At 53.8% G+C, this 23,818-nt stretch carries 26 protein-coding genes; 18 read left to right on the forward strand and 8 right to left on the reverse strand.

The features are described 5' to 3' along the window. Positions 1 to 17 precede the first annotated feature (17 nt). Both J2Z49_RS09500 and J2Z49_RS09505 read right to left on the reverse strand, forming a co-directional pair. Positions 18 to 251 (reverse strand): FeoA family protein, encoded by a 234-nt coding sequence (locus J2Z49_RS09500; protein WP_307402465.1) that lies wholly within the window; start codon positions 249 to 251, stop codon positions 18 to 20. A 319-nt stretch (positions 252 to 570) separates the two neighbouring features. Further along, positions 571 to 702, reverse strand: a complete 132-nt coding sequence (locus J2Z49_RS09505) for a hypothetical protein (RefSeq protein WP_307402466.1) — start codon at positions 700 to 702, stop codon at positions 571 to 573. 572 nt (positions 703 to 1,274) lie between these two features. Between J2Z49_RS09505 and J2Z49_RS09510 the strand changes: the two genes are divergently transcribed. From J2Z49_RS09510 to J2Z49_RS09540, 7 genes are all read left to right on the forward strand, one after another. Continuing rightward, positions 1,275 to 2,486, forward strand: a complete 1,212-nt coding sequence (locus J2Z49_RS09510) for an HD domain-containing phosphohydrolase (RefSeq protein ID WP_307402468.1) — start codon at positions 1,275 to 1,277, stop codon at positions 2,484 to 2,486. A gap of 396 nt (positions 2,487 to 2,882) precedes the next feature. After that, entirely contained in the window at positions 2,883 to 3,626 is a 744-nt protein-coding gene (locus J2Z49_RS09515; protein WP_307402471.1) for an STAS domain-containing protein, read from the forward strand. After that, a complete protein-coding gene (locus J2Z49_RS09520; protein ID WP_307402473.1) occupies positions 3,613 to 3,999 on the forward strand; it encodes an STAS domain-containing protein in 387 nt (128 codons plus the stop codon). The genes J2Z49_RS09515 and J2Z49_RS09520 overlap by 14 nt, the downstream gene beginning before the upstream one ends. Beyond that, positions 3,992 to 4,447, forward strand: a complete 456-nt coding sequence (locus tag J2Z49_RS09525; protein WP_307402476.1) for an anti-sigma regulatory factor — start codon at positions 3,992 to 3,994, stop codon at positions 4,445 to 4,447. The genes J2Z49_RS09520 and J2Z49_RS09525 overlap by 8 nt, the downstream gene beginning before the upstream one ends. Next, complete coding sequence (locus J2Z49_RS09530; RefSeq protein ID WP_307402478.1) at positions 4,444 to 5,055, forward strand: PP2C family serine/threonine-protein phosphatase; 612 nt, start codon at positions 4,444 to 4,446, stop codon at positions 5,053 to 5,055. The genes J2Z49_RS09525 and J2Z49_RS09530 overlap by 4 nt, the downstream gene beginning before the upstream one ends. Before the next feature lies 1 nt (position 5,056). Further along, complete coding sequence (locus tag J2Z49_RS09535; RefSeq protein WP_307402480.1) at positions 5,057 to 5,869, forward strand: GGDEF domain-containing protein; 813 nt, start codon at positions 5,057 to 5,059, stop codon at positions 5,867 to 5,869. A 140-nt stretch (positions 5,870 to 6,009) separates the two neighbouring features. Next, complete coding sequence (locus J2Z49_RS09540) at positions 6,010 to 7,455, forward strand: SpoVR family protein (protein WP_307402483.1); 1,446 nt, start codon at positions 6,010 to 6,012, stop codon at positions 7,453 to 7,455. Between the two features lie 274 nt (positions 7,456 to 7,729). On the opposite strand, the gene splB is transcribed toward J2Z49_RS09540, so the two are convergent. Continuing rightward, on the reverse strand, positions 7,730 to 8,746 hold the full coding sequence (splB, locus tag J2Z49_RS09545) for a spore photoproduct lyase (protein WP_307402485.1): 1,017 nt from the start codon (positions 8,744 to 8,746) through the stop codon (positions 7,730 to 7,732). 297 nt (positions 8,747 to 9,043) lie between these two features. Between splB and ku the strand changes: the two genes are divergently transcribed. Next, complete coding sequence (ku, locus tag J2Z49_RS09550; RefSeq protein WP_307402487.1) at positions 9,044 to 9,913, forward strand: non-homologous end joining protein Ku; 870 nt, start codon at positions 9,044 to 9,046, stop codon at positions 9,911 to 9,913. A 66-nt stretch (positions 9,914 to 9,979) separates the two neighbouring features. Beyond that, positions 9,980 to 10,936 carry a non-homologous end-joining DNA ligase gene (ligD, locus tag J2Z49_RS09555; protein WP_307402489.1) on the forward strand — a complete coding sequence of 319 codons (957 nt, stop codon included), beginning with the start codon at positions 9,980 to 9,982 and terminating at the stop codon, positions 10,934 to 10,936. A 628-nt stretch (positions 10,937 to 11,564) separates the two neighbouring features. Here ligD (J2Z49_RS09555) and J2Z49_RS09560 read toward each other — a convergent pair. From J2Z49_RS09560 to J2Z49_RS09570, 3 genes are all read right to left on the reverse strand, one after another. Beyond that, a complete protein-coding gene (locus J2Z49_RS09560; RefSeq protein WP_307402492.1) occupies positions 11,565 to 12,041 on the reverse strand; it encodes an Hsp20/alpha crystallin family protein in 477 nt (158 codons plus the stop codon). Between the two features lie 89 nt (positions 12,042 to 12,130). Beyond that, entirely contained in the window at positions 12,131 to 12,370 is a 240-nt protein-coding gene (locus J2Z49_RS09565; protein WP_307402495.1) for a spore germination protein, read from the reverse strand. Between the two features lie 24 nt (positions 12,371 to 12,394). Next, positions 12,395 to 12,604, reverse strand: a complete 210-nt coding sequence (locus J2Z49_RS09570) for a spore germination protein (RefSeq protein WP_307402497.1) — start codon at positions 12,602 to 12,604, stop codon at positions 12,395 to 12,397. 124 nt (positions 12,605 to 12,728) lie between these two features. On the opposite strand from J2Z49_RS09570, the gene ligD (J2Z49_RS09575) reads away from it, so the two are divergent. Next, entirely contained in the window at positions 12,729 to 13,664 is a 936-nt protein-coding gene (gene ligD / locus J2Z49_RS09575) for a non-homologous end-joining DNA ligase (RefSeq protein ID WP_307402499.1), read from the forward strand. On the opposite strand, the gene J2Z49_RS09580 is transcribed toward ligD (J2Z49_RS09575), so the two are convergent. After that, positions 13,641 to 14,027, reverse strand: a complete 387-nt coding sequence (locus tag J2Z49_RS09580; protein ID WP_307402502.1) for a hypothetical protein — start codon at positions 14,025 to 14,027, stop codon at positions 13,641 to 13,643. The genes ligD (J2Z49_RS09575) and J2Z49_RS09580 overlap by 24 nt on opposite strands. Positions 14,028 to 14,146: 119 nt before the next feature. Here J2Z49_RS09580 and dprA point away from each other — a divergent pair, with 119 nt between their 5' ends. The 8 genes from dprA (at position 14,147) to codY (ending at position 23,065) form a co-directional block, all read left to right on the forward strand. Further along, positions 14,147 to 15,280, forward strand: a complete 1,134-nt coding sequence (gene dprA, locus J2Z49_RS09585) for a DNA-processing protein DprA (protein ID WP_307402504.1) — start codon at positions 14,147 to 14,149, stop codon at positions 15,278 to 15,280. A gap of 85 nt (positions 15,281 to 15,365) precedes the next feature. Continuing rightward, positions 15,366 to 17,588, forward strand: coding sequence for a type I DNA topoisomerase (topA, locus tag J2Z49_RS09590; RefSeq protein ID WP_307402507.1), 2,223 nt, complete (start codon positions 15,366 to 15,368; stop codon positions 17,586 to 17,588). After that, positions 17,589 to 18,902: an FADH(2)-oxidizing methylenetetrahydrofolate--tRNA-(uracil(54)-C(5))-methyltransferase TrmFO gene (gene trmFO / locus J2Z49_RS09595; protein WP_307402510.1), complete on the forward strand. Its 1,314-nt coding sequence runs from the start codon at positions 17,589 to 17,591 to the stop codon at positions 18,900 to 18,902. It abuts the gene before it with no gap. 16 nt (positions 18,903 to 18,918) lie between these two features. After that, entirely contained in the window at positions 18,919 to 19,860 is a 942-nt protein-coding gene (gene xerC, locus J2Z49_RS09600) for a tyrosine recombinase XerC (RefSeq protein ID WP_307402512.1), read from the forward strand. Positions 19,861 to 20,064: 204 nt separating this feature from the next. Further along, a complete protein-coding gene (locus J2Z49_RS09605) occupies positions 20,065 to 20,274 on the forward strand; it encodes a hypothetical protein (protein ID WP_307402514.1) in 210 nt (69 codons plus the stop codon). Between the two features lie 22 nt (positions 20,275 to 20,296). Continuing rightward, a complete protein-coding gene (hslV, locus tag J2Z49_RS09610) occupies positions 20,297 to 20,827 on the forward strand; it encodes an ATP-dependent protease subunit HslV (protein ID WP_307402516.1) in 531 nt (176 codons plus the stop codon). A 23-nt stretch (positions 20,828 to 20,850) separates the two neighbouring features. Next, the gene (hslU, locus tag J2Z49_RS09615; RefSeq protein WP_307402519.1) at positions 20,851 to 22,260 is read left to right on the forward strand and encodes an ATP-dependent protease ATPase subunit HslU; all 1,410 of its coding nucleotides are present in this window, start codon (positions 20,851 to 20,853) and stop codon (positions 22,258 to 22,260) included. Between the two features lie 19 nt (positions 22,261 to 22,279). After that, a complete protein-coding gene (gene codY, locus J2Z49_RS09620; RefSeq protein ID WP_307402522.1) occupies positions 22,280 to 23,065 on the forward strand; it encodes a GTP-sensing pleiotropic transcriptional regulator CodY in 786 nt (261 codons plus the stop codon). A 63-nt stretch (positions 23,066 to 23,128) separates the two neighbouring features. Here codY and J2Z49_RS09625 read toward each other — a convergent pair whose 3' ends face one another. Continuing rightward, a complete protein-coding gene (locus J2Z49_RS09625; protein WP_307402525.1) occupies positions 23,129 to 23,809 on the reverse strand; it encodes a Crp/Fnr family transcriptional regulator in 681 nt (226 codons plus the stop codon). Between the last annotated feature and the right edge of the window lie 9 nt (positions 23,810 to 23,818).

Genomic DNA, 23,818 nt, shown 5'->3' on the forward strand with positions numbered 1-23,818 from the left:
TCAGCGCGCCGGCAGTATCATAAGGGTGTCACCAGCACCTGGCCGGCTTCTTCCCGGCGCAGGGCAATTAATGCTCCCCGGATGCGGTAGGCGGTTGGGTCGCCCAGCGGGCTGCGCCTTACCGCCTGGACCGGTGTGTCAGGAACCAGGCCCAGGTCCAGTAACCGGCATCTGGTCATGCCCCGTACTTTTAAAGACACCACCCGTCCCCATTGGCCAATGGGCAGTTCGGACAGCGGCAGGACTTTCACTCCGGCGTTCCCCTCCTTATGGAAATTTTAGGGCGACAAAACGACCGCTTTACCGACGTCCGGGCTCATCCTGGAGCAGGTTCCCCGTGTCCAGCGTTTCTTTTTCCGGCGGTTATATATTACGGGTCTACGGTTATATTGGTTACTTAAAAATAAAAGAAAACGATGGATACGCTTCCTGTTAACCCGGCACTATTCGCTGTCGTGCCTGGATAACAAAAAAACAAGGGGAACGCAAGGTGCGCTCCCCGTATAATTTTAGCCGGATTCAGGTAAATGTTTGCATGCCATTGCCGGGCAGGTGGTTGCATTCGTCTTTTTATGCAGCCAGGTTGAGTTTGGTAACTATGAAGTGTTTTTCCGTTTCCCAGATCTCCGCCAGCTCATCTTCGTCCACAAAGCGCCAGCACACCTCTTCTCCTTCGAGCCAGGTCACCAGGTAGGGCATCATTTTTTCGGTCCCCCCGCATTTTGTATACTTGTATACAAAATTCCTTAACCCAATCTTAACAAAAAAATCTGGTCCCGGCAAGACCTATTTTTTCACTGGAAAACAGACGAAACAAGAAGGAAAAGCATTTTTTTGTCGAATAACAGCCTGGCAAAGTGTACCACCGGAGAGCAGGACCGGTGAAGGCCGGGGACTAAATAAATGGTCTTTTGTTTCCTGCGAGGAATCTTATTTGTGCAAAAATCTTTATGATAGGGATTTGGGTGGTTTCCATGGTGCAGATGAAAAGAAACTTAGCCTTAGAGCATGCGTTCGGGGGGGGGGGGGGTAAGGATACCCGATTATACCATAATATACCTCATATGGAATGTTTTGGCGCACATCCTCCCCCGCGTCTACCCGCGTTTCCTACCTTTTTCCCCCTGATTTTCATTCGTCAGGCAATTTCCCGGTATAATTTTCCTGATGCTTGAGGTATTTCCGTGTAATCTGTGCTTAACTGTGCCATATCAAAACCAGGCTGATACACTGTTGCCTGTGCATTCATCCAGTTGAGAGCATTAGACATACCAATGGGAGTGAAGGTTGAAGTGAACAGCGAGGAAAGGGTTGTCCCAGCTCAAAGTCCGGAGAAAAATTCCGGGACAGCCCCGGATACTAACTGGCTTAAAGCCCACATTCTGATCACCAGAAAAGTAAATCTTCTCCTTCTCGAAGTCCGCGAGGAGAGCGAGCTGTTCAAGCGCATTTGCGAGCTTCTCACCGGGCTCGAATTTATCAGGTTTGCCTGGATCGGTCTTGCCGAGAAAGAGACATTTGGTGTGATGCCCATTGCCCACAGCGGTTTTGAGAACGGCTACCTGCGTTCAGTAAAGGTTACCTGGGACGACAGCCAGACGGATCCCGGACCGACCGGCACAGCCATCAGGACGGGCGAGCCCGTAGTGGTGAGGGACATATGTGGCGACCCGCGGCATGCGCCCTGGCGCGAGGAAGCGATGAACCGTGGTTATGCGTCAAGCGCGGCCATTCCCCTGGTGCACGAGGGCGAGGTTGTGGGAACCCTTAATGTTTATTCCCACCTTCCGGACGCTTTTGGCCCCGAGGAAATGGCCTTTCTCACCGAAATTGCAGGCGACATTGCCCTTGGGATCAAGCGGCTGCGCCTGGAAAGAAAGCTGGACGAAACGGTCGCCAGGCTGCGGCAGATGCTGTACGGTACGGTGGAGGCCATCAGCAGGATGCTGGAATTACGGGACCCGTACACAGCGGGCCACCAGATGCGGGTGGCCCGGCTGGCCTGCGCCATCGCCCAGGAGATGGGGTGGCCGGAAGACCGGGTGGAGGGTCTCCGGCTCGCCGCGTTGCTGCATGACATAGGCAAGATGGCTATCCCGGCAGAGATCCTCACCGCGCCGCGCCGGCTGACGAAACCGGAGTTGCAGCTGATCAGGGCGCACCCGGTGCTGGGGTTCGAGGTGCTGAAGGGCATAGAATTCCCCTGGCCGGTACCGCAGGCAATGCTGCAGCACCACGAGAGACTGGACGGTAGCGGTTATCCGAACGGGCTGCGGGGAGAGGCCATCATTCCCGAGGCCCGGATCCTGGGTGTTGCCGACGTGGTGGAAGCCATGGCTTCGCACCGGCCCTACCGGGCCGCCCTGGGTATGGAGGCCGCCCTGGAAGAAATCAGCCGGAACAGCGGCGTCCTTTACGACCCGCAGGTGGTGGAGGCGTGCCTGGCCGTCTGCCGGAACAACCCCGGTGTCCTGGTACAGGATTAAACTGACGGGTATCAGGGGGGTGACGGCGGTATTTCTCCAGGCGGGGCGTAGAACGGTGTAAATGAACGGCGGCGTTATTCTTGACGGTAACTTCAGACAGTGGTTTAATTGAGTTAGGTATTGTGAGGTCTGGATAAAGAAAAAATGGCGGATCCCGGCGAAAGCCGGAAGTGCAAAACCACAGGTCTGGAGTTTCCCCTGAAGTAATCATAAAGGCCGGGTTGTAGTAGAGAAACGTAGCTGCAGGGAAGTCAGGGTTTTTCCCTGCAGTTTTTCTCATTAATGAAGGCGTTTTGAAAGGTCAGCTCCTGCGAGGGCTTCCGGCAGGAAAATAAGGAATTATGTCGAAATAGCAAAAAATGGTCTTCAGGCTACAGGCTATGGAGGGAAGTATTGATGGATGCTATTAAGGTGACGGAAATCGTCAATGGCCTCACGACAGACGGCAGGCAAAAAGACCTGTGGCGCCGGGTCATGGAGGGAGCGCTGAGCAAAGAAGCAGCAGGCGGCTTGTTTGAAACTCTGCGTTCTTTAATTGAAGACCTGGGTGAAGAAGAAGTAGGGGCGAAAATACTGCATATTGCAGGAGAACATGCTTCTTTCCCGGCTGTTGATATACTCCGGGCCGCATTGAAGGTTTCCGGGGAGATGCGGCGCGAAAATGAACATGTTTTAATGCAGCTCCGCCAGATGCTTTCGGAGCTGGCCACCCCAATAATTCGTATATGGACGGATATTTTACTGGTAGCCATGATTGGAAACCTGGATGGCCAGCGTGCCCAGAATATCGCGGAGAGATTGCTGAACAGGGTTAGTTCCGTCAGGGCGAAAGTGGTGCTGGTGGATGTTACGGGTGTCCCCATGATCGATACGGTGGTCGGGGGATTTCTTATGGAGATGTTTAACGCCATAAAATTTTTAGGTGCCGAGGTCATTCTTACCGGTATCAAGCCGGAGGTTGCCCATACCCTTGTCAAACTGGGAGTAGACTTCCAGATGGTTACCATCGCCAGGGACCTGGAGGATGCTCTCCGCCGCGGGATAGCCATAACCATGGAAGAAAGGAAGAGGCGCAGGCAGCTTGCCCTAAGTCTGGCGGGCGGCAGGCTGGAAGAAAGCGGTGAAGATGATGAGCTTTGAGGACAGGGTTGTGCCCATTATGCAGGTGAATGGCTACCTGCTGGTGCCCATCCAGATCGACCTGGACGACAGGACGGTAGGCCTGCTGCAGCAGCAGCTTTTGAAGGAAATCGAGCGGACGAGGGCCAAGGCGGTTATACTGGATGTAAGGATGGTGGAAGTGATTGATAGCTACATATCTTACACCCTTTCAGAAACGGCTGCCATGGCCCGCCTCATGGGGTGCCGCACTGTATTGTGCGGCATTCAACCCCCTGTAGCTTTGACTCTGGCCCAGATGGGTGTGGTGCTGCAGGAGGTCACGGTGGCGCGGAATCTGGAACATGCCCTGGTACTGGCCGGCTCTTTCCAGGAGAGGGATAGAGGTGTATGAGGAAAGGATAACCACCATAATTGAGGGCCCGGCGCAGGACTTTGATATAGTGGTCCGCATTACTCGAGAGGAAGACATTGCCGTAGCACGGCAGATGGCCAAACAACTGGCCCAGGAGATCGGCTTTTCCCTGGCCGATGTTACCAGGATAGCCACTGCGGTTTCGGAGCTGGCCCGGAATATCTACCGGTACGCCAGGCAGGGCAGGATAATGATAAGAAAGCGGCTGGAGGACAGGGATAGTCCGGGCATTGAAGTAATTGCCGCCGACCGCGGCCCCGGTATCCCTGATATCGAGCTGGTCTTGACGCGGGGCTATACCACCTGGGAGCGCAGTCTCGGTATAGGCCTTTCGGGAGTAAAACGTCTGATGGATTCCTTCGCCATTCACTCCGAAGTGGGTAAGGGGACGGTGGTTATTACGGAGAAGAGGAGGCGTACATTTTGACTTTCTTTAAACAGGCCACGGCGGCCGGCCATGGCTGGGAGGTCTGGTCGTGCTGGAGGCCGCGGACAGGCTATCCAGTGGGCGGGGACCTTTGTTGTGCATATAAAGGAAATAATAAACTTTTTATTTCGGTAATGGATGTGCTGGGACACGGTGAAGAAGCTCATCGCTGTGCGGAAGGGCTGCACAGAGTTCTGGAAGAACATAAGGAAGACCTGCCGGGTGTGTACGGTGATATCGAAAGGGTTGCTGCCAGAATCCGGGGATGTGCCCTCTTCCTCGGTACCCTGGACAATGCGGCTCTAAGTTATATCATGGTAGGGAACATAAGGGGCTGGGTGATTGGTGATCGAAGGTTGGAGTTTTTGCCGGGGCAGCCCGGGGTGGTAGGAGGGCGGAGGCTTGTGCCGGTTATCCGGAATGTAAGGATTGATGATTATGCTCTTATAATAGTATGTTCTGATGGAATAAGGCGTAGCTTTGTGCCCGACCGGGGTGACGGGCATCTGTGGCGACAGGATGGTTTATACCTGGCGGTTACGATAATGGAGAAATATGGTGTTCCGGAAGACGATGCCAGCGTACTGGTGGGGAGGAGGTGCACCTGAGTTGGCTTCAGAGGCCTTTTATAATACTTATAAAAATTACCTTGAACGATATGTATGTGAGGGTGGAACCGAAGGAGTGCTCGTGGAAGCCTATCAGGACCTGACACACAGCCTGGACGAGAAACATGTTCAGGCGGCAAACATTCTGGATATCCACACCAGGGCACTTCGGGAGGTAATGGGCATCCGCCGGGATAGCGATCCCGTCCAGTGGATATACATAGATCGCGCTACGGAATTCCTGGCTCAAATACTGGTGGTCATTGATAGTTTTCTTCTGCAGCTTAAAGACAGGATAGAACACGACCCGCTTACGGGACTGTATAACAGGCTCGCTTTATACCCGTTATTGAACCAGCTCCTTAAAGAAGCTCAGAGGAAGGAAAAGCCGCTGGTGGTTGCCATGCTGGATCTTGATGATTTTAAAGTGATAAACGACCGGTTCGGTCACCATGCGGGTGACCGGGTTTTATGTGCTGCGGCCGGCATAATAAAGAAGGCTTTGCGGGCTGCAGATAAGGTGGTTCGGTACGGTGGAGAGGAATTTATAATTATGCTGCCGGATACCAGCCTGAATAGATCGCAGATTGCCCTGGAGCGTATAAGATCCCAGATAGCAGGGCAGAGGTTATTGCCAGAAATGGACGTTGTTGTCACGGCCAGTATTGGGGCTACGGAATATAGCGGCAGGGGAACTGCCAGTGTAAATGACCTGATAGCTCAAGCTGACAGGGCCATGTATAAAGCAAAAAAGGAAGGGAAAAACATGGTGGCTTGTGTTGAACCTGAGTCTCCGGGAAAACAGGAGGAGTGATCAGGAAAATTTAGCCCGGCAAGACCTATTTTTCATGATCCCGGGACTGTTTTAGTTTAAAGACAACTCGCCCCGGCTTCCCACATAATCTATATACAAGAACATTCTTTGGCACCAGGGAAAACTGGAGGTTGATTAACATGACCGGAGAAGAGCTGCACAAGCTTTCGGAAGCCGTGGAAATAATCACCGCCAAAGCCCGGGAATTTGGTCTGGACTTTTATGATATGTATTTTGAAATCTGCCCGGCGGATATCATCTATACCTTTGGGGCTTACGGCATGCCCACCCGTTTCTCCCACTGGACCTTTGGCAAAGCGTACCATAAAATGAAAACCCAGTATGATTACAACCTCAGCCGCATCTACGAAATGGTAATAAACTCCAACCCCTGCTACGCCTTTCTCCTGGAAGGCAATTCCCTGGTCCAGAACAAGCTGGTGATAGCCCACGTTCTGGCCCACTGCGACTTTTTTAAAAACAACGTCTACTTCAAGCATACCAACCGCAATATGGTGGAGTCCATGGCCAGTGCGGCCGAGAGATTCCGCGGTTACGAGCTTAAGTACGGCAAGGACAGGGTAGAAGCCTTTCTGGACGCGGTGATTTCCATCCAGGAACACGTAGACCCCTATCATTTCATAAAGGCCGGTCGGGAAAAGAAAAAGCAGGAAAAGGAAGAAGGTTCCTGTGCCTGCGGCCAGGGCAGGAAGTGCGGAAAACGACACCGGGAGGAAACCCCCTATGATGACCTGTGGGAGATCGATGAGCCCAAATGCGCCGGGCAGTGTGAAAAACCCAGGAAGTTCCCCCCGGAGCCGGAAAAAGACCTGTTGCTGTTTATTATGGAACATGCCCGGGATCTGGACGACTGGCAGCGGGACATTATATCCGTAATCCGTCAGGAAATGCTTTATTTCTGGCCCCAGTTGGAAACAAAAATTATGAACGAAGGCTGGGCCACCTACTGGCACCTGCGCATTATGCGGGAAATAGATCTTACTGAGGCAGAAGCGGTAGAGTTCGCCAAAATGCATGCCGGGGTAATTCAACCTTCCCGGGTGCGCCTGAATCCCTATCACCTGGGATTGAAAATTTTTGAAGACATTGAAAGGCGCTGGAACGAGCCCACCGGGGAAGAGAGGAAAAAATACAACCGCTCTGGCGGTGAGGGAAGGCAGAAGATCTTCGAGGTGCGTGAACAGGAAAATGATATTTCCTTCCTGAGGAACTACCTGACCAAAGAACTAATAGAGGAAATGGACCTTTATCTTTACAAAAAGATGGGCTACGATTGGAAGGTATCGGACAAAGACTGGGAAAAGGTCAAAGACGGCATCCTTTCCAGCCTGACCAACGGCGGCTACCCCTATATCGTGGTGGAAGACGGGGATTTCAATAAACGGGGCGATTTATACTTGAAACACTGTTACGAGGGCCTGGAGCTGGATGTGTTTTATCTGGAAAAGACTTTACCTTACGTATACCGCCTCTGGGGGAGGCCGGTGCACCTGGAGACGGTCATTGATAATAAAAAGGTGCTTTTCTCTTACAATGGGGAAAAGGTGAGTAAAAAATTTATTTAGCACTTCCAGAAAAATATAGCGGGCGGTGACCATTCCCGGGCGTATTTGGCGGGACGGCCTGCCGCCCTTTTGTTTGCTAGGGCGGCCCGAAGCGAGCCGCGGTGCGCATCTTACGCGGAAGCCAGGGAGTGAGCGGGACCCAGCACTCACTGGAATACTAGTTCTTCCCAAAACCTGATTTGTCAATTAAACCTGAAACACCGGGAGCAGAGTCATATTGTGGTGAGTGCTGGGCCGTTCCTTAAGCGGGTTGACTGAACACTTACGTTTCGGGTTAGACGAAGTAATCGATCTTTGCCCCGGGAAACAGTTCCTCTGTTTTTGAAACGAGGGTTTCCTTTAAACGGTGCATTAACTGCGGGGCGTAAACATATTTCCCGTAACCGAACTGGCCGAACCTGAACTTCCTGTTATCTTCATTCATGGGTAAAACGGTATTGGGGAACAGCGTTTTTATTCTGTTTTTTGCCCGTACGGTAAACCGGTGGGTGATAAATTCAAAAGACAACACCTGAGAGTCAGGGAGGGCCTCCCTTATTGCTTTTAATAAATCTATGTACTCCGTTTCCCAGCCGGGGTAGGCTATGATGGGAGCAATGATGAACCCCGTGGGATAACCAGCCTCTATAGCTTTTCTGGCTGCCTTTAATCGCTGTTCCAGATTTGGCGTCCCATGTTCAAAGGATTTTATTATTCTGGTAGTATTTACGCTAAAACGAACTGTTGTATGCCCGTTATGTTTTAAAATTAAAAGTGAGTCAATCTCAGTGAATTTGGTGGCAAAGCGAAAACGGCCAAAATCCTGGATGGCAAAAAAGAGAATGGTTTTGGCCAGTGCCCCGGTGTATTTTTCCACAGGGACCGGGTCGGAGGTGGCGGATCCTTCAAATATGGTCACTTCAGGTTTTCTCTGGATGATACAGTCCCTGGCTTTCTCCAAGATTTCCTCGATGTTGACATAAGCCCTGATGTAGGGCTTATTGGGCAGGCTGCCGAGCAAATAACAGTACTCACACTTTCCGGGGCAGGAAGTGGTCAATGGCAACTGGTAATGGGCCGACGGTTTACAGGTTTGAAAGGTAAGAGTTCTCCTCACGCCAAATACCAGCGTTCTCTTTGCTTCTCTGTAGGCTTCCTGCGGATTTTTCCCGGGGATGCCAGTTATCCTGTTATGGGAACGGGTTACAATCACCTCAATGTCGGCTAGTTTAAATGATTCCCAGAGGGATTTACCTAAAGGATATTCCAGGGCGTCCTGTTCAAATATTACTCTATCAGGGTAAAAATCCATATCAAACCACCCCTGTCGATACATATGTGTAACTTCTATTATAACCGTTTGGGCTTTCAAAAATTCCCAGGGTATACCGCGTTGCTGTTTACATGTCCGGCAGGACTCGCCGGATAACTTCATAATTTGTCAGGATTAGGGCCATCCTAGCTTAAAGGTATCAGAGCTTCAGGATGGCTTTTTTCCTACTATTTACCGTAACTTTCCCGCGCAGGCAGCATCTTTCGTGCTCCGTTTAGGTTTAGACCCGGATCGAGTGAGCCGGTAACAATATTTTTTGTCTGGGGGTGGCGGCGTTTGCGTCCGATCTGGAAAGGGGCAGTTAGTTTTGGCCTGGTTTACGTGCCCGTCAAAATGTATGCGGCTACGGAAAGGAAAGATGTAAAATTTAACTACTTACACGAAAAGTGCAAAAACCCCATTCAGTACCGGCGCTATTGTCCCTACTGCGAAGAAGAAGTTCCCCTGGAGGAACTGGTACGGGGATACGAGTATGAAAAAGGGCGTTATGTCATCTTGCGGGAAGAGGACTTTGCCGCCCTGCCCGGGGGAGACGGGCACAACATTGAAATCATGGATTTCGTGGAACTGGGGGAAATAGATCCTATCTATTACGACAAAGCTTACTATCTGGCCCCCGCCGGCGGCGGGGAAAAGGTCTACGAGCTGTTAAAGCGGGCCATGGAAGAGAGCGGCAGGGTGGCCGTGGCCCGGGTGACCATCCGCAGCAAGGTGAGCCTGGCCGTGTTGCGGGTGGCCAGGAGTGTGCTGTCCATGAGCACCATGTTTTATCCCGATGAGGTACGGGATGCCGGGGCCATTGAAGAAATGCACTACCGGGTGGAGGTGCCGGAAAAGGAACTGCAGATGGCGGTAAATTTAGTCAACAGCCTTACGGCTTCCTTTGACCCGGAGAAATATACCGATGCATACCGGCATGCGCTCATGGAATTAATCCAGGCCCGGGTAGCCGGCCGGCAGGTGGCCGAACCCACCCGGCCGGAAACGGCCAGGGTGGTGGACCTGATGGAGGCCTTGAAGGCCAGCATCGAAAAGGCTAAAAAGGAACGGGGCCGGCAAGCAACCGGGGATGCTCCCGGAGAACAAGAAATTGCTCCTAAAAAGCCCCGCCGCCGGGGACGCAAAAAGGCAGTTGGGGAGGCGTAAAGTTTTCCTTCTTTATTAAACAAAAGGAACGACCACCCGAAAGGACTAACGGGGGAGGTATGCACCGTGGAGGGGCAGGCATCTCTACCACTGCTGCGGCCCATGCTGGCCACATCATCACGGCCCTTTGACAGCCCAGGTTTTCTCTACGAAGTTAAATGGGACGGCTACCGCGTGCTGGCCTACCTGAACGGCGGTACGCTGTTGCGCTCCCGCAACTTGCGGGATATTACAGCCACTTTCCCTGAATTAAAGGAACTGCATAAATGTGTAAAAAACCAGCCGGCCATTATTGACGGGGAAATCGTCATTTTTCAGGATGGCCGGCCTTCTTTTGCCGCCCTGCAGGCCCGGGGGCGGCTGGAAGATCCTTTCAAGATTAAGGGCACGGCCCGCCGGCACCCTGCCATTCTTATGGCTTTCGATGTGCTTTACGCCGGTGGCCGCTCCCTGTTAAACGAACCTTTACGCCGCCGCAAGGAACTCCTGGCGGAAATGATTAAGCCCGGTGACCAGGTGCTGGTGTCCGAATTTGTTTTGCATCATGGGCGGGCCTTTACTGCCGCCTGCGTTGCCCGGGGTCTGGAAGGTGCCATGGCCAAGCACCTGGACAGCCCCTACCTCCCCGGCCGGCGTTCCCCTTACTGGCGCAAATTCCGCAACACCAGGGAGGCCGATCTGGTCATCTGCGGTTACCAGGTGGGGCGTGGCCGGCGGCGTCTCGGTGCCCTGTTATTGGGTGGATACCGGGGCGAGGAGCTTGTTTACCAGGGCAAGGTAGGTACGGGGTTCAGCCGGGAGGAGGAGGAACACCTGCTGGAACTGTTGTCACGCCTCGTTATACCCCGGCCTGTTCTGACCCTGCCGCCGGTAGAGGTTCGGCGCACCATCGCGGTGGAACCAGTACTGGTTTGCGCCGTAGAGTATCTTGACTTAACAGCCGGTGGCCTACTGCGGCATTGCAGCTACCGGGGTTTGCGACCGGATAAATCACCCCGGGAATGCCATTATCTTCTGGGGTAAAAAATTTTTTAACTGTCACCATTGCCGGGATTGCTCCATAATATGGTACCAAATACTGAAGGGAGGACTCCAAATGGGTTATGGTTTAACCGGTGGTTATCCGCAGTTTTCTTTCATCCTGTTCCTCATTTTGATCCTGTTGTTCTTTGGGGACGGGGCTTTTTACCACGGCAACCCGAAGTAAGACTATCCGGTTGGAAACTCAAGAGTAGATGCTTCTTTTACTTTCAAACTTGTAAAGAAGGGGGGGTTAAGATGAGCGGTTCCTATTATCCCTTTTACGGTCAGTTCTCCTTAATCCTGTTCCTGATCTTGATCTTGCTCTTCTTTGGGGATGGCATTTTCTACTGGGGTAATCCCAAGTAGAAAACAGCCCGTGCTCAAAAGAAGTTGCACTGAGCAAGGGGGTTTATGATGAGCGGTTCCTATTATCCCTTTTACGACTACTTCTCCTTAATCTTATTCCTGATCTTGATCTTGCTCTTCTTCGGCAAAGGGTTCTTCTATTACGGGTCAAACGCCAGTTAAATAGTTATTAATGAAGGGCTGCATCAAAGGATGCAGCCTTCATTCCATGTTGGGGCCCAGAAGGGATTGTGATAACCTGTTAGCAGTTGTCACGCATAGTTTACAGAAACTGGATAATAACATTGTCATTGCTGGTATGGGGAGCTTTTTTCACCCGCACCTCCAGTAAGCCGTGGCGGTAAGAGGCCGTGGCCGTCTCCGGCCTCACGGGGCAGGGGAAATTTACTACTTGCTGAAATTCTTCTGCCGTCCCGGCAGGCAGCACCGTAGCCTGGCTTTTGGGTTCCGGGAGCCTTTTAAAACGGCGGCCGCGGATTTCCAAACTGCTGGTCCTGACCGAAAGATGCAGGTCTTCCCGCCTCTGCAATCCCGGGATCTCGACCACGGCGATGATTTCGTCACCCAGCTCATGAACGTGGGCGGGAACAGGGGAATTATGCTCTCTTTTCGTGTCTTTACCCATCCAGTCCAATGCCGCCAGCTCCGCCAGGTTCAACAGGGAGGGTTGAATCTTTTTGAGTATATTTTCCCGGATACTTAGAAGCTGCAAAAGAAAGTTATTTTTTTCTTCATTCACTGTCTATCCCCATCCTTTCCCGGGATTAAATTAACCGCTTTCACTTTTTGGGAAACCTGTCAATATTATCAGGTTGCGTTTCTTCGAGCTTAAATCTGTTTATCGATTAAATCTGAATCCACGTGAAGACCCCGTCCAATGCCCTGCAGGGTAGTGGAGAGATCGATATGCTTGAGTATAGCAATATTAAAATCGCCCACGTTAAAGGAACCCTGATCTGCGCTAAGATCCATGGTGTTCTTACTGGCGGAGATATTAACCTCCCCCAGATTAAAGGTTCCTCCGGCCTGAATCTGATTTATTTTAAAAGCGCCAATAATTACGGGCATTATAAACCTCTCCTGAAAATTTGCCTATTTAAGGGATTTGGCCGCCTTTTGCCTTGGTAACTTTTCAAGGGGATAAGTGCCGTACATGTTTCCATCACCGGAGTTCAGGGAACCCGGGCCGGCCTGGACCGTCATTTCACTGGTGGGCAGGCAAACCACCCGCTCGCCCACGATCAGCGTACCGCCGGACTGGATGCTGTTGACCTTGATGGTGCCGATAATGATGGTCACCATAGACACCGCCTCTGTAAAGGCCTTTGTGTCAAGATATGTTCCAGGGAGGACTTTAGTGCTTTTGCCGGTGCCCCGGTTTTAGGTCGGGTTGATTGAAGCCATAATAGGGTGAGGGGGTAAAAACATGGACCAGGAGATGAGCAAGGTTTTGGGAAAATCCCTTTCCTTTACCAACCTGGACAAGCTGTTCTGGCCCGAAGAAGGTTTAACCAAAGCTCATTTGATAAAATACTACAGCGATATAGCTCCCTTTTTGCTGCCGTATATTCATAACCGCCCCCTGGTCATGAAACGCTATCCCGACGGCATCAGCGGGGAAGCTTTTTATCAGAAGGAATGTCCTGATTATGCTCCCGATTGGATTGAAACCTTTCCCGTCCACCATTCGGAGAGGATAATCAACTACATAATCTGCAACGATCTGGCCACTTTACTTTGGCTTGCCAACCAGGCCTGCATTGAAGTGCACGCCTGGCTGTCTATACGGGACAATATAGAGTGTCCCGATATTGCCGTAATGGACCTGGATCCGGCTCAAGGCGCCACTTTCAGGGACATCCTGCGGGTTGCCCTTTTGGTGCGTGAAGCCCTGGCGGAGTTTGGCCTCCAGGCTTTCGCCAAAACATCCGGGGCCAGGGGATTGCACCTGTTCATCCCCATCCGGCCGGTATATCCTTTCCGGGATGTCGCCCGGGCCATGGAGTATATCGCCCAACTGGTCAACCGGGTCTATCCCGCCCGGACCACCCTGGAACGCGCAGTGCCCAAGAGAAAGGGGAAAGTTTACCTGGACTATTTACAGAACGGGCGCGGTAAAACCATGGCCTTTCCTTACAGCCTGCGCCCTTTGCCCGGCGCCCCTGTTTCAACCCCTCTGACCTGGGATGAGGTCCAGTCCCTGAACGTGAACCCGGTCGACTTTAACATAAACACTATTTTTGAGCGCCTGAAGGAAGCCGGGGATCTTTTCAGAGACCTCCTGGTGCAGGAGCAAAGCCTGGACGCCATTCTGGACATGCTGGCCAGGCCCAGTGGATTAACGTTGGGGACGGAAGGTTAAGATATAGCCTCCCTGGTTTCCGGTTTGTGCTGCCGGGGGGTCCTTTGGGTCCTCCGGCTCTTTTTGTGCGGGCAGGTCCCCTTTGCCCACCAGGCAGCTATGGGTTATACCTACATTTAATGCGCCCCCCAGTTGATCTACGTTGATGTTTTCCAGGTTGATGGTGAATTGTTCCACATGCATGCGGTCAACGTGAAATTTTTCTATGCGCCAGTGCTGAGATTCCAGCAGTTCCCTGAGCAGGGCAACTTCTTTTTTGAGCCGGTCCACGTCCTGTTGGAGGGGCAGAAGGGCATCTGTGCCGGTACAGCGGCAAAACCTCTTTTTCATCAGGGTAAAAATATGTCTGAAAAAGATGCCCATCTTGCCATCCCTCTGTAAGGCGTGGTATCTTTTTGCTACCCCGGTGAATTCCACTAGTATATATTCATTGGTGGTACAAATTTTCCCATTGGGGCAGGAGTTTTACCTTTCTTTCCCGAATGCCTTTTCAACCCGAGGTGAGCGTGGTGGATGAGAAAGTCTACTGGATGGGCTGGCAGTATCTCCTGCCCGGTAGTGCCAAGCGTATCTGGAACTTAGTGGAAAGGTTTGGTTCCCCCGGGGCGGCCTGGATGGCCTCCGGGGAAGCTCTGGTCACCAGGGGCGGTTTTGAGCCCCGGGGGGCGGCGCACCTGGTGCGCCGCCGCTCTGAACTGGATCTCCAGGAAGAACTGGCCCGGTTACAGGAACAAAACATAACCTATATCACCTTTGAGGATGGTGACTATCCCCAGTTGCTGCGGGTCATTTTTGATCCCCCGCCCGGTCTTTTTGTCCGGGGTACCCTGCCCCCGCCCGGTGGGCAGGCGGTGGCCGTCGTGGGTTCCCGGCGGCCCACCCCCTACGGTGTGACTGTGGCCGAGAAATTGGGCGGGGAACTGGCCCGGGCGGGGGTAACCGTGGTGAGCGGCATGGCCCGGGGGATTGACAGCGCCGCCCACCGGGGTGCCCTGGCGGCCGGGGGACGGACGGTGGCCGTGCTGGGTTGCGGCGTCGATGTGGTTTACCCCCGGGAAAACAAGCGGCTGATGGACGAAATTATCGAAGCCGGGGCGGTGATCAGCGAGTTTCCCCCCGGTTCTCCCCCCGAGGCGTGGCACTTTCCGGTACGCAACCGGATCATCAGCGGTTTATCCCGGGCCACGGTGGTGGTGGAAGCCGCGGAGAAAAGCGGCGCCCTCATTACGGCGGACCTGGCCCTGGACCAGGGGCGGGATGTGATGGCCGTGCCCGGTCCCGTAACCAGCCCGCAAAGCCGCGGTCCCAACCAGTTAATCAAGCAGGGTGCCCGGCTGGTGGAAAGCGTGGCGGATGTCCTGGAGGAACTGGGCATCACCTGCCTTTTCCCGGGAAAACATCTTCAGTCCCCGGTAATGCCCAGGCTTACTACCGAGGAGGAAACGGTTTACGGGATGCTGTCTGGTGACCCCGTACCGGTGGATATAATTATTGAAAATACGGGACTGGCCACGCAACAGGTGTTGTCCGCCCTGATGTTTCTGGAGGTCAAGGGCCTGGTCAGGCAGTTTCCCGGCCGGCTCTACGCCCGGCGTGAAAAACCCACCCGGTTCTAAAGTCCCGGGGTCTTCATACATTTTTTAAAGAAGATTCGTGCGGTTAATATAATGGTTAAACCGGAAAAAAAGAAGGTGGCCTTCTTTGTCCAAAACGCTGGTTATTGTAGAATCGCCTGCCAAAGCAAAAAGCATCGGCAAGTTATTGGGTAAAAAATATACCATCAAAGCCTCTATGGGTCATGTGCGGGATTTGCCCAAGAGTCAGTTCGGGGTGGACGTAGAGCACGGTTTTGCGCCCAAGTACATTACCATCAGGGGCAAGGGGGAAATCATTAAGGAACTCAGGACGGCGGTAAAAAAGGCCGACCGGGTGTTGCTGGCTTCCGACCCCGACCGGGAAGGAGAGGCCATTGCCTGGCATCTGGCCAACGTTTTGGAAATTGACGAGAATACGCCCTGTCGCATTGAGTTTAATGAAATAACCAAGCAGGCCGTGCAAAATGCCGTAAAAGCACCCCGGCCCATCGATTACAACCGGGTGAATGCCCAGCAGGCCCGCCGGATACTGGACAGGCTGGTCGGCTATAAACTGAGCCCCCTGTTGTGGCGCAAGGTCAAGAAAGGTCTTTCAGCCGGCCGGGTCCAGTCCGTGGCGGTGCGGCTGATCTGCGAGCGGGAAGAGGAGATCAACGCCTTTGTTCCCGAAGAATACTGGACCTTAACGGCCGTATTTTCCTGCCGGGGAAAGGATCCCTTTGAGGCCAGACTGTACAAGATTGGGGATAAAAAGGCAGAAATAACCAGCCAGGCGCAGATCGAGGAAATCTTAAAGGAGCTAAAGGGAGTCTCCTACCGGGTCATTAAAATTACCCGCAAGGAGAAAAGCCGGCAGCCGGCCCCGCCCTTTACCACCAGCAGCCTGCAGCAGGAGGCCTACCGCAAGCTCAATTTCACCGCCCGCAAAACCATGATGGTGGCCCAGCAACTTTACGAAGGGCTGGAACTGGGTAAGGAGGGCCCCGTGGGCCTGGTTACCTATATCCGTACCGACTCCACCCGCGTGGCCGTACAGGCCCAAATGGACGCCCGGGCTTACATTCAGGAAAAATTTGGCCCTGAGTATGTCCCGGAAAAGCCACGGCAGGTAGCGGCTAGGGGACGGGCGCAGGATGCCCACGAAGCCATCCGGCCCACCGCGGTGGAACGGGAACCCGAGGCCATTAAGCAGTACCTTACGCCGGATCAGTACAAGCTCTATAAATTAATCTGGTCTCGCTTTGTGGCCAGCCAGATGAACCCGGCCGTTATTGAAACCACCAGCATTGATATTACCGGAGGTCGTTATACTTTCAGGGCTACCGGGTCAGTGGTCAAGTTCCCCGGGTTTACCCGGGTTTATGTGGAATCCCGGGATGACGAAACTAAAGAGGAGGAAGGGGTTCTGCCCGCCATTTCCGAGGGGGAAACCCTGGAGGTCAAATCCCTTACGCCGAAACAGCACTTCACCCAGCCGCCTCCCCGTTATACCGATGCCACCCTGGTGAAGGTGCTGGAGGAAAAAGGGATCGGCCGTCCCAGTACCTATGCACCCATTCTGGAAACAATCATCAAGCGGGGATATGTGGTGCGGGAGAAAAAGCAGCTTGTCCCCACCGAGCTGGGGATGGTAGTGGTAGATTTATTGAAAAAGCATTTTCCCGATATTATTGATGTGGAGTTTACCGCTCAGATGGAGGAAAGCCTGGACCGCATAGAGGAAGGGGAAATGGATTGGGTGCGGGTGATCCAGGACTTTTACGGTCCCTTCCAGGAAACTCTTGCCCGGGCGGAAGAAGAAATCGGTCAGGTGACCGTGTCCGATGAAGTCAGCGAGGAAATCTGCGAACAGTGCGGCCGCAATATGGTGGTCAAAAGGGGCCGCTACGGGAAGTTTCTGGCCTGTCCCGGCTTTCCCGAGTGCCGGAACACCCGGCCCCTGCTGGAGCCTACCGGGGTGCCCTGCCCCCAGTGTAAAGGCGAGCTGGTGGTGCGGCGCAGTAAAAAGGGCCGCAAGTTTTACGGTTGCAGCCGCTACCCCGATTGCGATTTTGTGGTTTGGGATGAGCCCTCCGGCGAAAAATGCCCCCGCTGCGGTGGTCTTCTGGTAATCAAAAGGGGACGGGGTGAACAGGAGGAACTGGAGTGCGTCAATGAGCAGTGCCGGTACCGGGTCGGCAGGGGTGAAACCGCGCGGGATGTGACTGCCGGGAGTGAACTGGTGGAAGAAAAGCCTTCATTTGACTCCTGGCACAACGATGCTTTGCTGTCCTTGACGGGGGAAAAATCAGGCCCCACTGCAACTCGCGGAACTGGAGGAAGAAGTTAAATGGCCGAGGCAGTAACGGTTATAGGTGCCGGGCTGGCCGGCGCGGAAGCGGCCTGGCAACTGGCCCGGCGGAACATACCCGTTAAGCTCTACGAGATGCGCCCGCATAAGTTTACCCCGGCCCATCACACTGGCTTCTTTGCCGAGCTGGTGTGCAGCAATTCCTTGAGGGCTATAGCCCTGGAAAATGCTGTGGGCTTGTTAAAAGAGGAAATGCGCCGGCTGGACTCCCTGATCATGGCCTGTGCCGGTAAATACCGGGTGCCGGCCGGGGGTGCCCTGGCCGTGGACCGGGAAGGTTTTGCCCGGGCAGTTACGGAGATCCTGGAAAGCCACCCTTTGGTGGAGGTTTACCGCGAAGAAGTTACTGATATTCCGCCGGAAGGCATAGTGGTTCTGGCCACCGGTCCCCTGACCTCGGAAGCCATGTCCAGGTCCCTGAGGGATTTGACCGGCATAGAGTATCTTTATTTTTACGATGCTGTGGCGCCCATAGTTACCCGGGATTCCATCAATTTCGACAGGGTTTTTTGCTCCTCCCGTTACGGCAAGGGGGAAGGGGAGTACATCAACTGCCCCATGACCAGGGAGGAATACGAGCGTTTTCAGGAAGCCCTGGCCACGGCCGAAAGGGCGCCCCGCAAGGAGTTTGAAAAGGAGATTAATTTTGAGGGCTGTTTGCCCATCGAGGTGCTGGCCCGGCGGGGAAAGGATGCCATGCGCTACGGGCCTTTAAAGCCGGTTGGTTTGATTGACCCCCGCACGGGCCGCCAGCCTTATGCGGTAGTCCAACTGCGCCAGGACAACGCCGCCGGTACCCTTTATAACCTGGTGGGGTTTCAAACCCACCTCAAGTGGGACGAACAAAAACGGGTTTTCCGCATGATCCCGGGGCTGGAAGAAGCGGAATTCGTCCGGTTCGGCGTGATGCACCGCAACACCTATGTCAATTCGCCAATCCTGCTTTATCCCACCTTTGAGTGCAAAAAACGGGCCGGGCTTTTCCTGGCCGGGCAGATGACCGGGGTGGAGGGCTACGTGGAGTCGGCGGCTTCCGGGTTAATGGCCGGTATCAATGCAGCCCGGCTTTACCGGGGCCAGCGGCCCGTGGTTTTTCCTCCAGAGACGGCCCACGGTTCCATGGCCCATTATATTACCAGCGCGGATCCGAAGCATTTTCAACCCATGAATGTTAACTTCGGTTTATTCCTTCCCCTGGATGAAAACATTAAGGACCGGCGCAGGCGCAACCTGGCCCTGGCCCAGCGGGCGCTGGAAATGCTGGAAAGGTGGAAGCAGGAAGTGGATATATAAAGGGAGAGTGAACCGGTTGTATCCGTACATAGACAACTTTATCTACTATCTCCAGCTGGAAAAGAACGCCTCCCCCCATACGCTGGATAACTACCAGCGGGATCTCTTCCAGGGTCTGGATTTTTTCGCCCGGGCTCTGGGAAAACCCGATCACCTGGTTTTACCCGAAGACATCAATCGCCAATTGCTGCGGGCTTTTTTAGCCCACCTGCAGTCCCAGGGGTTTTCCCGGGCCACCATTGCCCGGAAACTGGCCACCTGGCGTTCTTTTTTCCGTTATCTAACCCGTGAAGAAGTGTTAACCGCCAACCCTGCCGGCCACCTTTCTTCCCCGAAAATTGAACGGAAGTTGCCCCGGTTTCTCTTTGCCGATGAATGCCGGGCCCTGGTTGAGGCACCCCCGGACGACACTCCCCTGGGCCGGCGGGACCGGGCACTGCTGGAGACCCTTTACGCCGGCGGCATGCGGGTGGGGGAGCTGGTTGCCTTAAACCTGGATGACGTGGATCTGACCCGTGCCACCATACGGGTGGCCGGTAAGGGTGCCCGGGAACGTCTGCTGCCTGTCGGTGCGTTTGCAGTACGGGCCCTGGAAAATTACCTCCTGACCGGCCGGCCGGCTCTGGCAACTGCACGCTCAGGGGAAGCCCTCTTTCTCAATTACCGGGGTGAGAGGCTTTCGGTACGAGGGGTAAGGAAAATAATCGATAAATATGTCCATCAGATATGCCTGGATCGGCAGGTGAGCCCCCACGTGCTGCGCCATTCCTTTGCCACCCATTTGCTGGACAACGGGGCCGATTTGCGGGCCGTGCAGGAATTGCTGGGACACGTGCGCCTGTCCACCACCCAGATTTATACCCATGTCACCAGGGAACGATTAAAGGAAGTTTACCGCCGTGCCCACCCCAGGAGCCAATTGCGATGCTCGGAAGTAGAGATGAATAGGCCGTTTTAGGGCAGTGGCAAAAATATTTTACCCCGGCACGGATCAGGATTTATGCGGGTTGCGGGCATGGGCAGGGAGCGTTTTAGCAAAATTGACCCCAAAGAAGAAAAACAAAGGAATAGCGAAAAAGGGGAAGAAATAAGAAGGGAACCCTCCTTTTCTGGCGAATTCTTTTTTATATCCCCAAAAAAAGAACCAGAGGAGGTTTCCCTTATGGCTATTATACCACAACAACGACTTTTTGGGTGGCGGGAAATTGACGAACTGGGAGATTTGGAACGCCTGGTCCTGGTTCTCGAATATCTACCCGACGAGGAACTCATGCAAAAGCTGGAGCGAGAACGCGGGCACGACCGGAACGATTACCCGGCCCAGGGCCTGAAGTTGCATTTTAGAGCAAAAAAATATACAATAATATGTTGATGCCTGCGAAAGGAAGGTCTTTATGTTTCATTCCACGACTATTGTGGCGGTCCATAAGGATGGCCGGGTAGCCCTGGCCGGGGACGGCCAGGTGACTTTCGGCCAGCATACTATATTGAAACACCAGGCGAAAAAGATTCGCCGCCTGCACAATAACCGGGTGCTCGCCGGCTTTGCCGGTTCCGTAGCCGACGCCTTCACCTTATTTGAGAAGTTTGAAGGAAAGCTGGAAGCCCATCACGGCCAGCTCCAGCGAGCCGCCGTGGAACTGGCCAAGGAATGGCGCATGGATAAGTTCTTGCGCCGCCTGGAAGCCCTCCTGGTGGTAGCCGACCGGCAGCACCTGCTGGTCCTTTCCGGGGGTGGGGAGGTTATTGAGCCCGATGATGGGATTGCGGCCATTGGCTCGGGAGGTCCCTACGCCCTGGCCGCCGCCCGGGCCCTGGCCAAACATACGGATCTTTCCGCCGGGGAAATCGCCCGGGAAGCCCTGTTGATTGCCGCGGGCATTTGCGTTTATACCAACGACCGCATTACTGTGGAGGAGCTGTAATTTTTATTAAGGAGAGAGCAGGGATGGAAAACCTTACTCCACGCCAGATCGTGGCCGAGCTGGATAAATACGTGATCGGGCAAAAGGAAGCTAAAAGGGCCGTGGCCATCGCCCTGCGCAACCGCTACCGCCGCAGCCGCCTGCCCGAGGAGTTGCGGGATGAGGTGGTGCCCAAGAACATCCTGATGATTGGCCCCACGGGAGTGGGGAAAACCGAAATTGCCCGCCGTCTGGCCAAACTGGTGAAGGCCCCCTTTATCAAAGTGGAGGCCACCAAATTTACGGAAGTGGGTTATGTGGGCCGGGACGTGGAGAGCATGGTCCGGGATCTCGTGGAGACATCGATCCGCATGGTACGCCAGGAAAAAATGGAAAAGGTCATGGACAGGGCAACTAAAATGGCCGAAGAGCGGATCATCGAGTTGCTCGCCCCCCTGCCCCGCCAGGAAACGCCCCGCAATCCCATCGAGGCCATTTTGGGAAGCGCCTTTGGCGGCGTGACCCGGCAAAGCGGGGAAACCGATCCCATGCAGGAAAGCCGGATCAAGCGGGTGCAGTTCGAGCGGGAAGCCCTGCGGCAGAAACTGGCCCGGGGCGAGCTGGAAAACGAATACCTGGAAATCGAAGTAGAAGATAACACCATCCCCACCCTGGAGGTGTTCACCGGTTCCGGGGTGGAAGAATTGGGCATCAACATCCAGGACGTACTGGGGGGCATTTTCCCCAAAAAGAAGCGTAAACGCAAGGTAACGGTGGCCGAAGCCCGGAAGATTCTCACCCAGCAGGAAGCCCAGAAGCTGATTGATATGGACGAAGTGACCACCGATGCCGTGCGCCGGGCGGAGGAGCACGGGATTATCTTCCTGGACGAGATCGACAAAATTGCCAGCCGGGAAGGGGGAGCCGGGCCCGACGTTTCCCGGGGAGGGGTGCAACGGGACATTCTGCCCATTGTGGAAGGTTCAACGGTGATGACCAGGTACGGGCCGGTGAAAACCGACCACATCCTTTTTATTGCTGCCGGGGCCTTTCATACGGCCAAGCCTTCGGATCTTATTCCCGAACTGCAGGGGCGTTTCCCGATTCGCGTCGAGTTGTCGAGCCTTTCAGAAGAGGATTTTCTACAAATTCTGACCGAGCCGGAAAACGCCTTAATTAAGCAATATACCGCCCTTTTAGCTACTGAGGGTGTCAACGTGATATTTTCACAAGATTCTCTTGTCGAAATCGCAAAAATCGCTTATACTGTAAATGAGCAAACCGAAAACATAGGTGCCCGGCGGTTGCATACTATTATGGAAAAGCTGCTGGAAGATCTGTCCTTTGATGCACCGGAATTACAGGGACAAACAATTACCATCGACCGGGATTATGTCCAGCAAAAACTAGGCGACATAGTAAAGAACGAAGACCTGAGTCGCTACATCTTATAAGAAAGGAGTGCAGGCAGGCATGCGCAATCTTCTGGAAAAAACCCGTGCATTGAACAAACTGCTGCAAAAATCCGCCGGTTATCCGGTAGATTATAAAGAGATGGCGGTTACCTTAAGTGAAAATATAGGTTGCAATGTTTACATTATCGACCGGCGGGGCAAGGCTCTAGGTTATGCCTTTATGAAAGGTTTTAGCTGTGAGATCATGCGTGAAATGGTGGAGTCCCCCGAGGGTTTCCCCGAAGAATATAACGAATACCTGTTGCGCATTAACGAAACACAGGCCAACTTTTGCCAGACTGTAAATGCATGCGTGTTCAATCACAACCAGCGCTGCAAGTTCAACAACAAGGTAACCACGGTAGTTCCCATCGTGGGAGCCGGTTCCCGCCTGGGAACCCTTATCCTGGCGAGGTTTGGCAGCAACTTTACCGACGAGGATTTAATCCTGGCCGAGTACGGGGCCACCGTAGTAGGAATGGAAATCCTGAGGGCCCGGGCCGACCGCATGGAAGAAGAGGCCCGCAAGCGGGCCGCGGTGCAGATTGCCCTGGGCACCCTGTCCTACTCCGAGCTGGATGCCGTGCAGCATATTTTCGAGGAGCTGGACGGGGACGAGGGCCTGCTGGTGGCCAGCAAAATTGCCGACCGGGTAGGCATCACCAGGTCGGTAATTGTCAATGCCCTGCGTAAGTTTGAAAGCGCCGGGGTGATTGAATCCAAGTCCCTGGGTATGAAGGGCACCTACATTCGGGTGTTAAACGACAGGCTGCTGGAGGAGCTGGAAAGACTCAAGCAGCATTAAAAAAGTGAGTAGTTAGGGAATGAAAACCACAGCTTTTTTAGGCTGTGGTTTTTTCCTGATCAATTAAAGCCAGGTTTTTAAACGTTCCTTAAATACCACAATGCCCTGGCGGGTTACGGCAACGGCCTTGTCCCGGCGAAGTTCGCCCAAAATGCGGTTGGCCGTTTCCCGGGAGGTGCCTACCAGGTTGGCCAGTTCCTGGTTGGTCAGGGGCATGGTGATACGGATACCCTCTTCTTCCGGCTTACCGTGTTCCCGGGCCAGTTCCAGGAGCACACTGGCCAAACGGCGGGTGGTATCTTTTAAGGCCAGTTCCATGATCTGTCGCTGGGATACCCTCAGGCGCCGGGCCATAATCTTCAGCAGGGCAAGGGCAATGGAAGGATTTTTCAAAATGAGCGCGTCCATATCCCGGTTGCGGATCAGACCCACATGGGCATCTTCCACTACTTCGGCGCAGGCCGGGTATTCGCCGCCATCAAAAAGGACTACTTCGGCAAAAACCTCGCCCGGGTTGATGTAGTGCAGGATGTGTTCCCGCCCTTCTTCATCCTGTTTGTAGATTTTTACCCGTCCGGATTTTAAAAGATAAACCGCTTCCCCGGGCTCCCCCTCCATAAAAATAATGTGCCCTTTGCGGTATTTTCTGTCCAGGATTAAGCGGGCAATTTCCGCCAGTTGCTCATCGGAGAGCCCGGCAAAAATGGGGATGTGCCTTAACTGCTCTATTTCTCCCGGCAACATAACTCACCT

It is taken from the genome of Desulfofundulus luciae, assembly GCF_030813795.1.
In the GTDB taxonomy this organism is placed as follows: domain Bacteria; phylum Bacillota; class Desulfotomaculia; order Desulfotomaculales; family Desulfovirgulaceae; genus Desulfofundulus; species Desulfofundulus luciae.

Coding starts and splice junctions, on each gene's coding strand:
- J2Z49_RS09520 (WP_307402473.1), top strand. CDS start 3,613: ATGATGAGCTTTGAGGACAGGGTTGTGCCCATTATGCAGGTGAATGGC.
- J2Z49_RS09625 (WP_307402525.1), bottom strand. CDS start 23,809: ATGTTGCCGGGAGAAATAGAGCAGTTAAGGCACATCCCCATTTTTGCC.
- splB (WP_307402485.1), bottom strand. CDS start 8,746: ATGGATTTTTACCCTGATAGAGTAATATTTGAACAGGACGCCCTGGAA.
- J2Z49_RS09570 (WP_307402497.1), bottom strand. CDS start 12,604: ATGGTGACCATCATTATCGGCACCATCAAGGTCAACAGCATCCAGTCC.
- J2Z49_RS09580 (WP_307402502.1), bottom strand. CDS start 14,027: ATGGGCATCTTTTTCAGACATATTTTTACCCTGATGAAAAAGAGGTTT.
- hslU (WP_307402519.1), top strand. CDS start 20,851: ATGGAAAACCTTACTCCACGCCAGATCGTGGCCGAGCTGGATAAATAC.
- J2Z49_RS09605 (WP_307402514.1), top strand. CDS start 20,065: ATGGCTATTATACCACAACAACGACTTTTTGGGTGGCGGGAAATTGAC.
- J2Z49_RS09505 (WP_307402466.1), bottom strand. CDS start 702: ATGATGCCCTACCTGGTGACCTGGCTCGAAGGAGAAGAGGTGTGCTGG.
- trmFO (WP_307402510.1), top strand. CDS start 17,589: ATGGCCGAGGCAGTAACGGTTATAGGTGCCGGGCTGGCCGGCGCGGAA.
- hslV (WP_307402516.1), top strand. CDS start 20,297: ATGTTTCATTCCACGACTATTGTGGCGGTCCATAAGGATGGCCGGGTA.
- J2Z49_RS09515 (WP_307402471.1), top strand. CDS start 2,883: ATGGATGCTATTAAGGTGACGGAAATCGTCAATGGCCTCACGACAGAC.
- codY (WP_307402522.1), top strand. CDS start 22,280: ATGCGCAATCTTCTGGAAAAAACCCGTGCATTGAACAAACTGCTGCAA.
- dprA (WP_307402504.1), top strand. CDS start 14,147: ATGCCTTTTCAACCCGAGGTGAGCGTGGTGGATGAGAAAGTCTACTGG.
- ligD (WP_307402499.1), top strand. CDS start 12,729: ATGGACCAGGAGATGAGCAAGGTTTTGGGAAAATCCCTTTCCTTTACC.
- J2Z49_RS09510 (WP_307402468.1), top strand. CDS start 1,275: ATGGGAGTGAAGGTTGAAGTGAACAGCGAGGAAAGGGTTGTCCCAGCT.
- J2Z49_RS09540 (WP_307402483.1), top strand. CDS start 6,010: ATGACCGGAGAAGAGCTGCACAAGCTTTCGGAAGCCGTGGAAATAATC.
- J2Z49_RS09565 (WP_307402495.1), bottom strand. CDS start 12,370: ATGCCCGTAATTATTGGCGCTTTTAAAATAAATCAGATTCAGGCCGGA.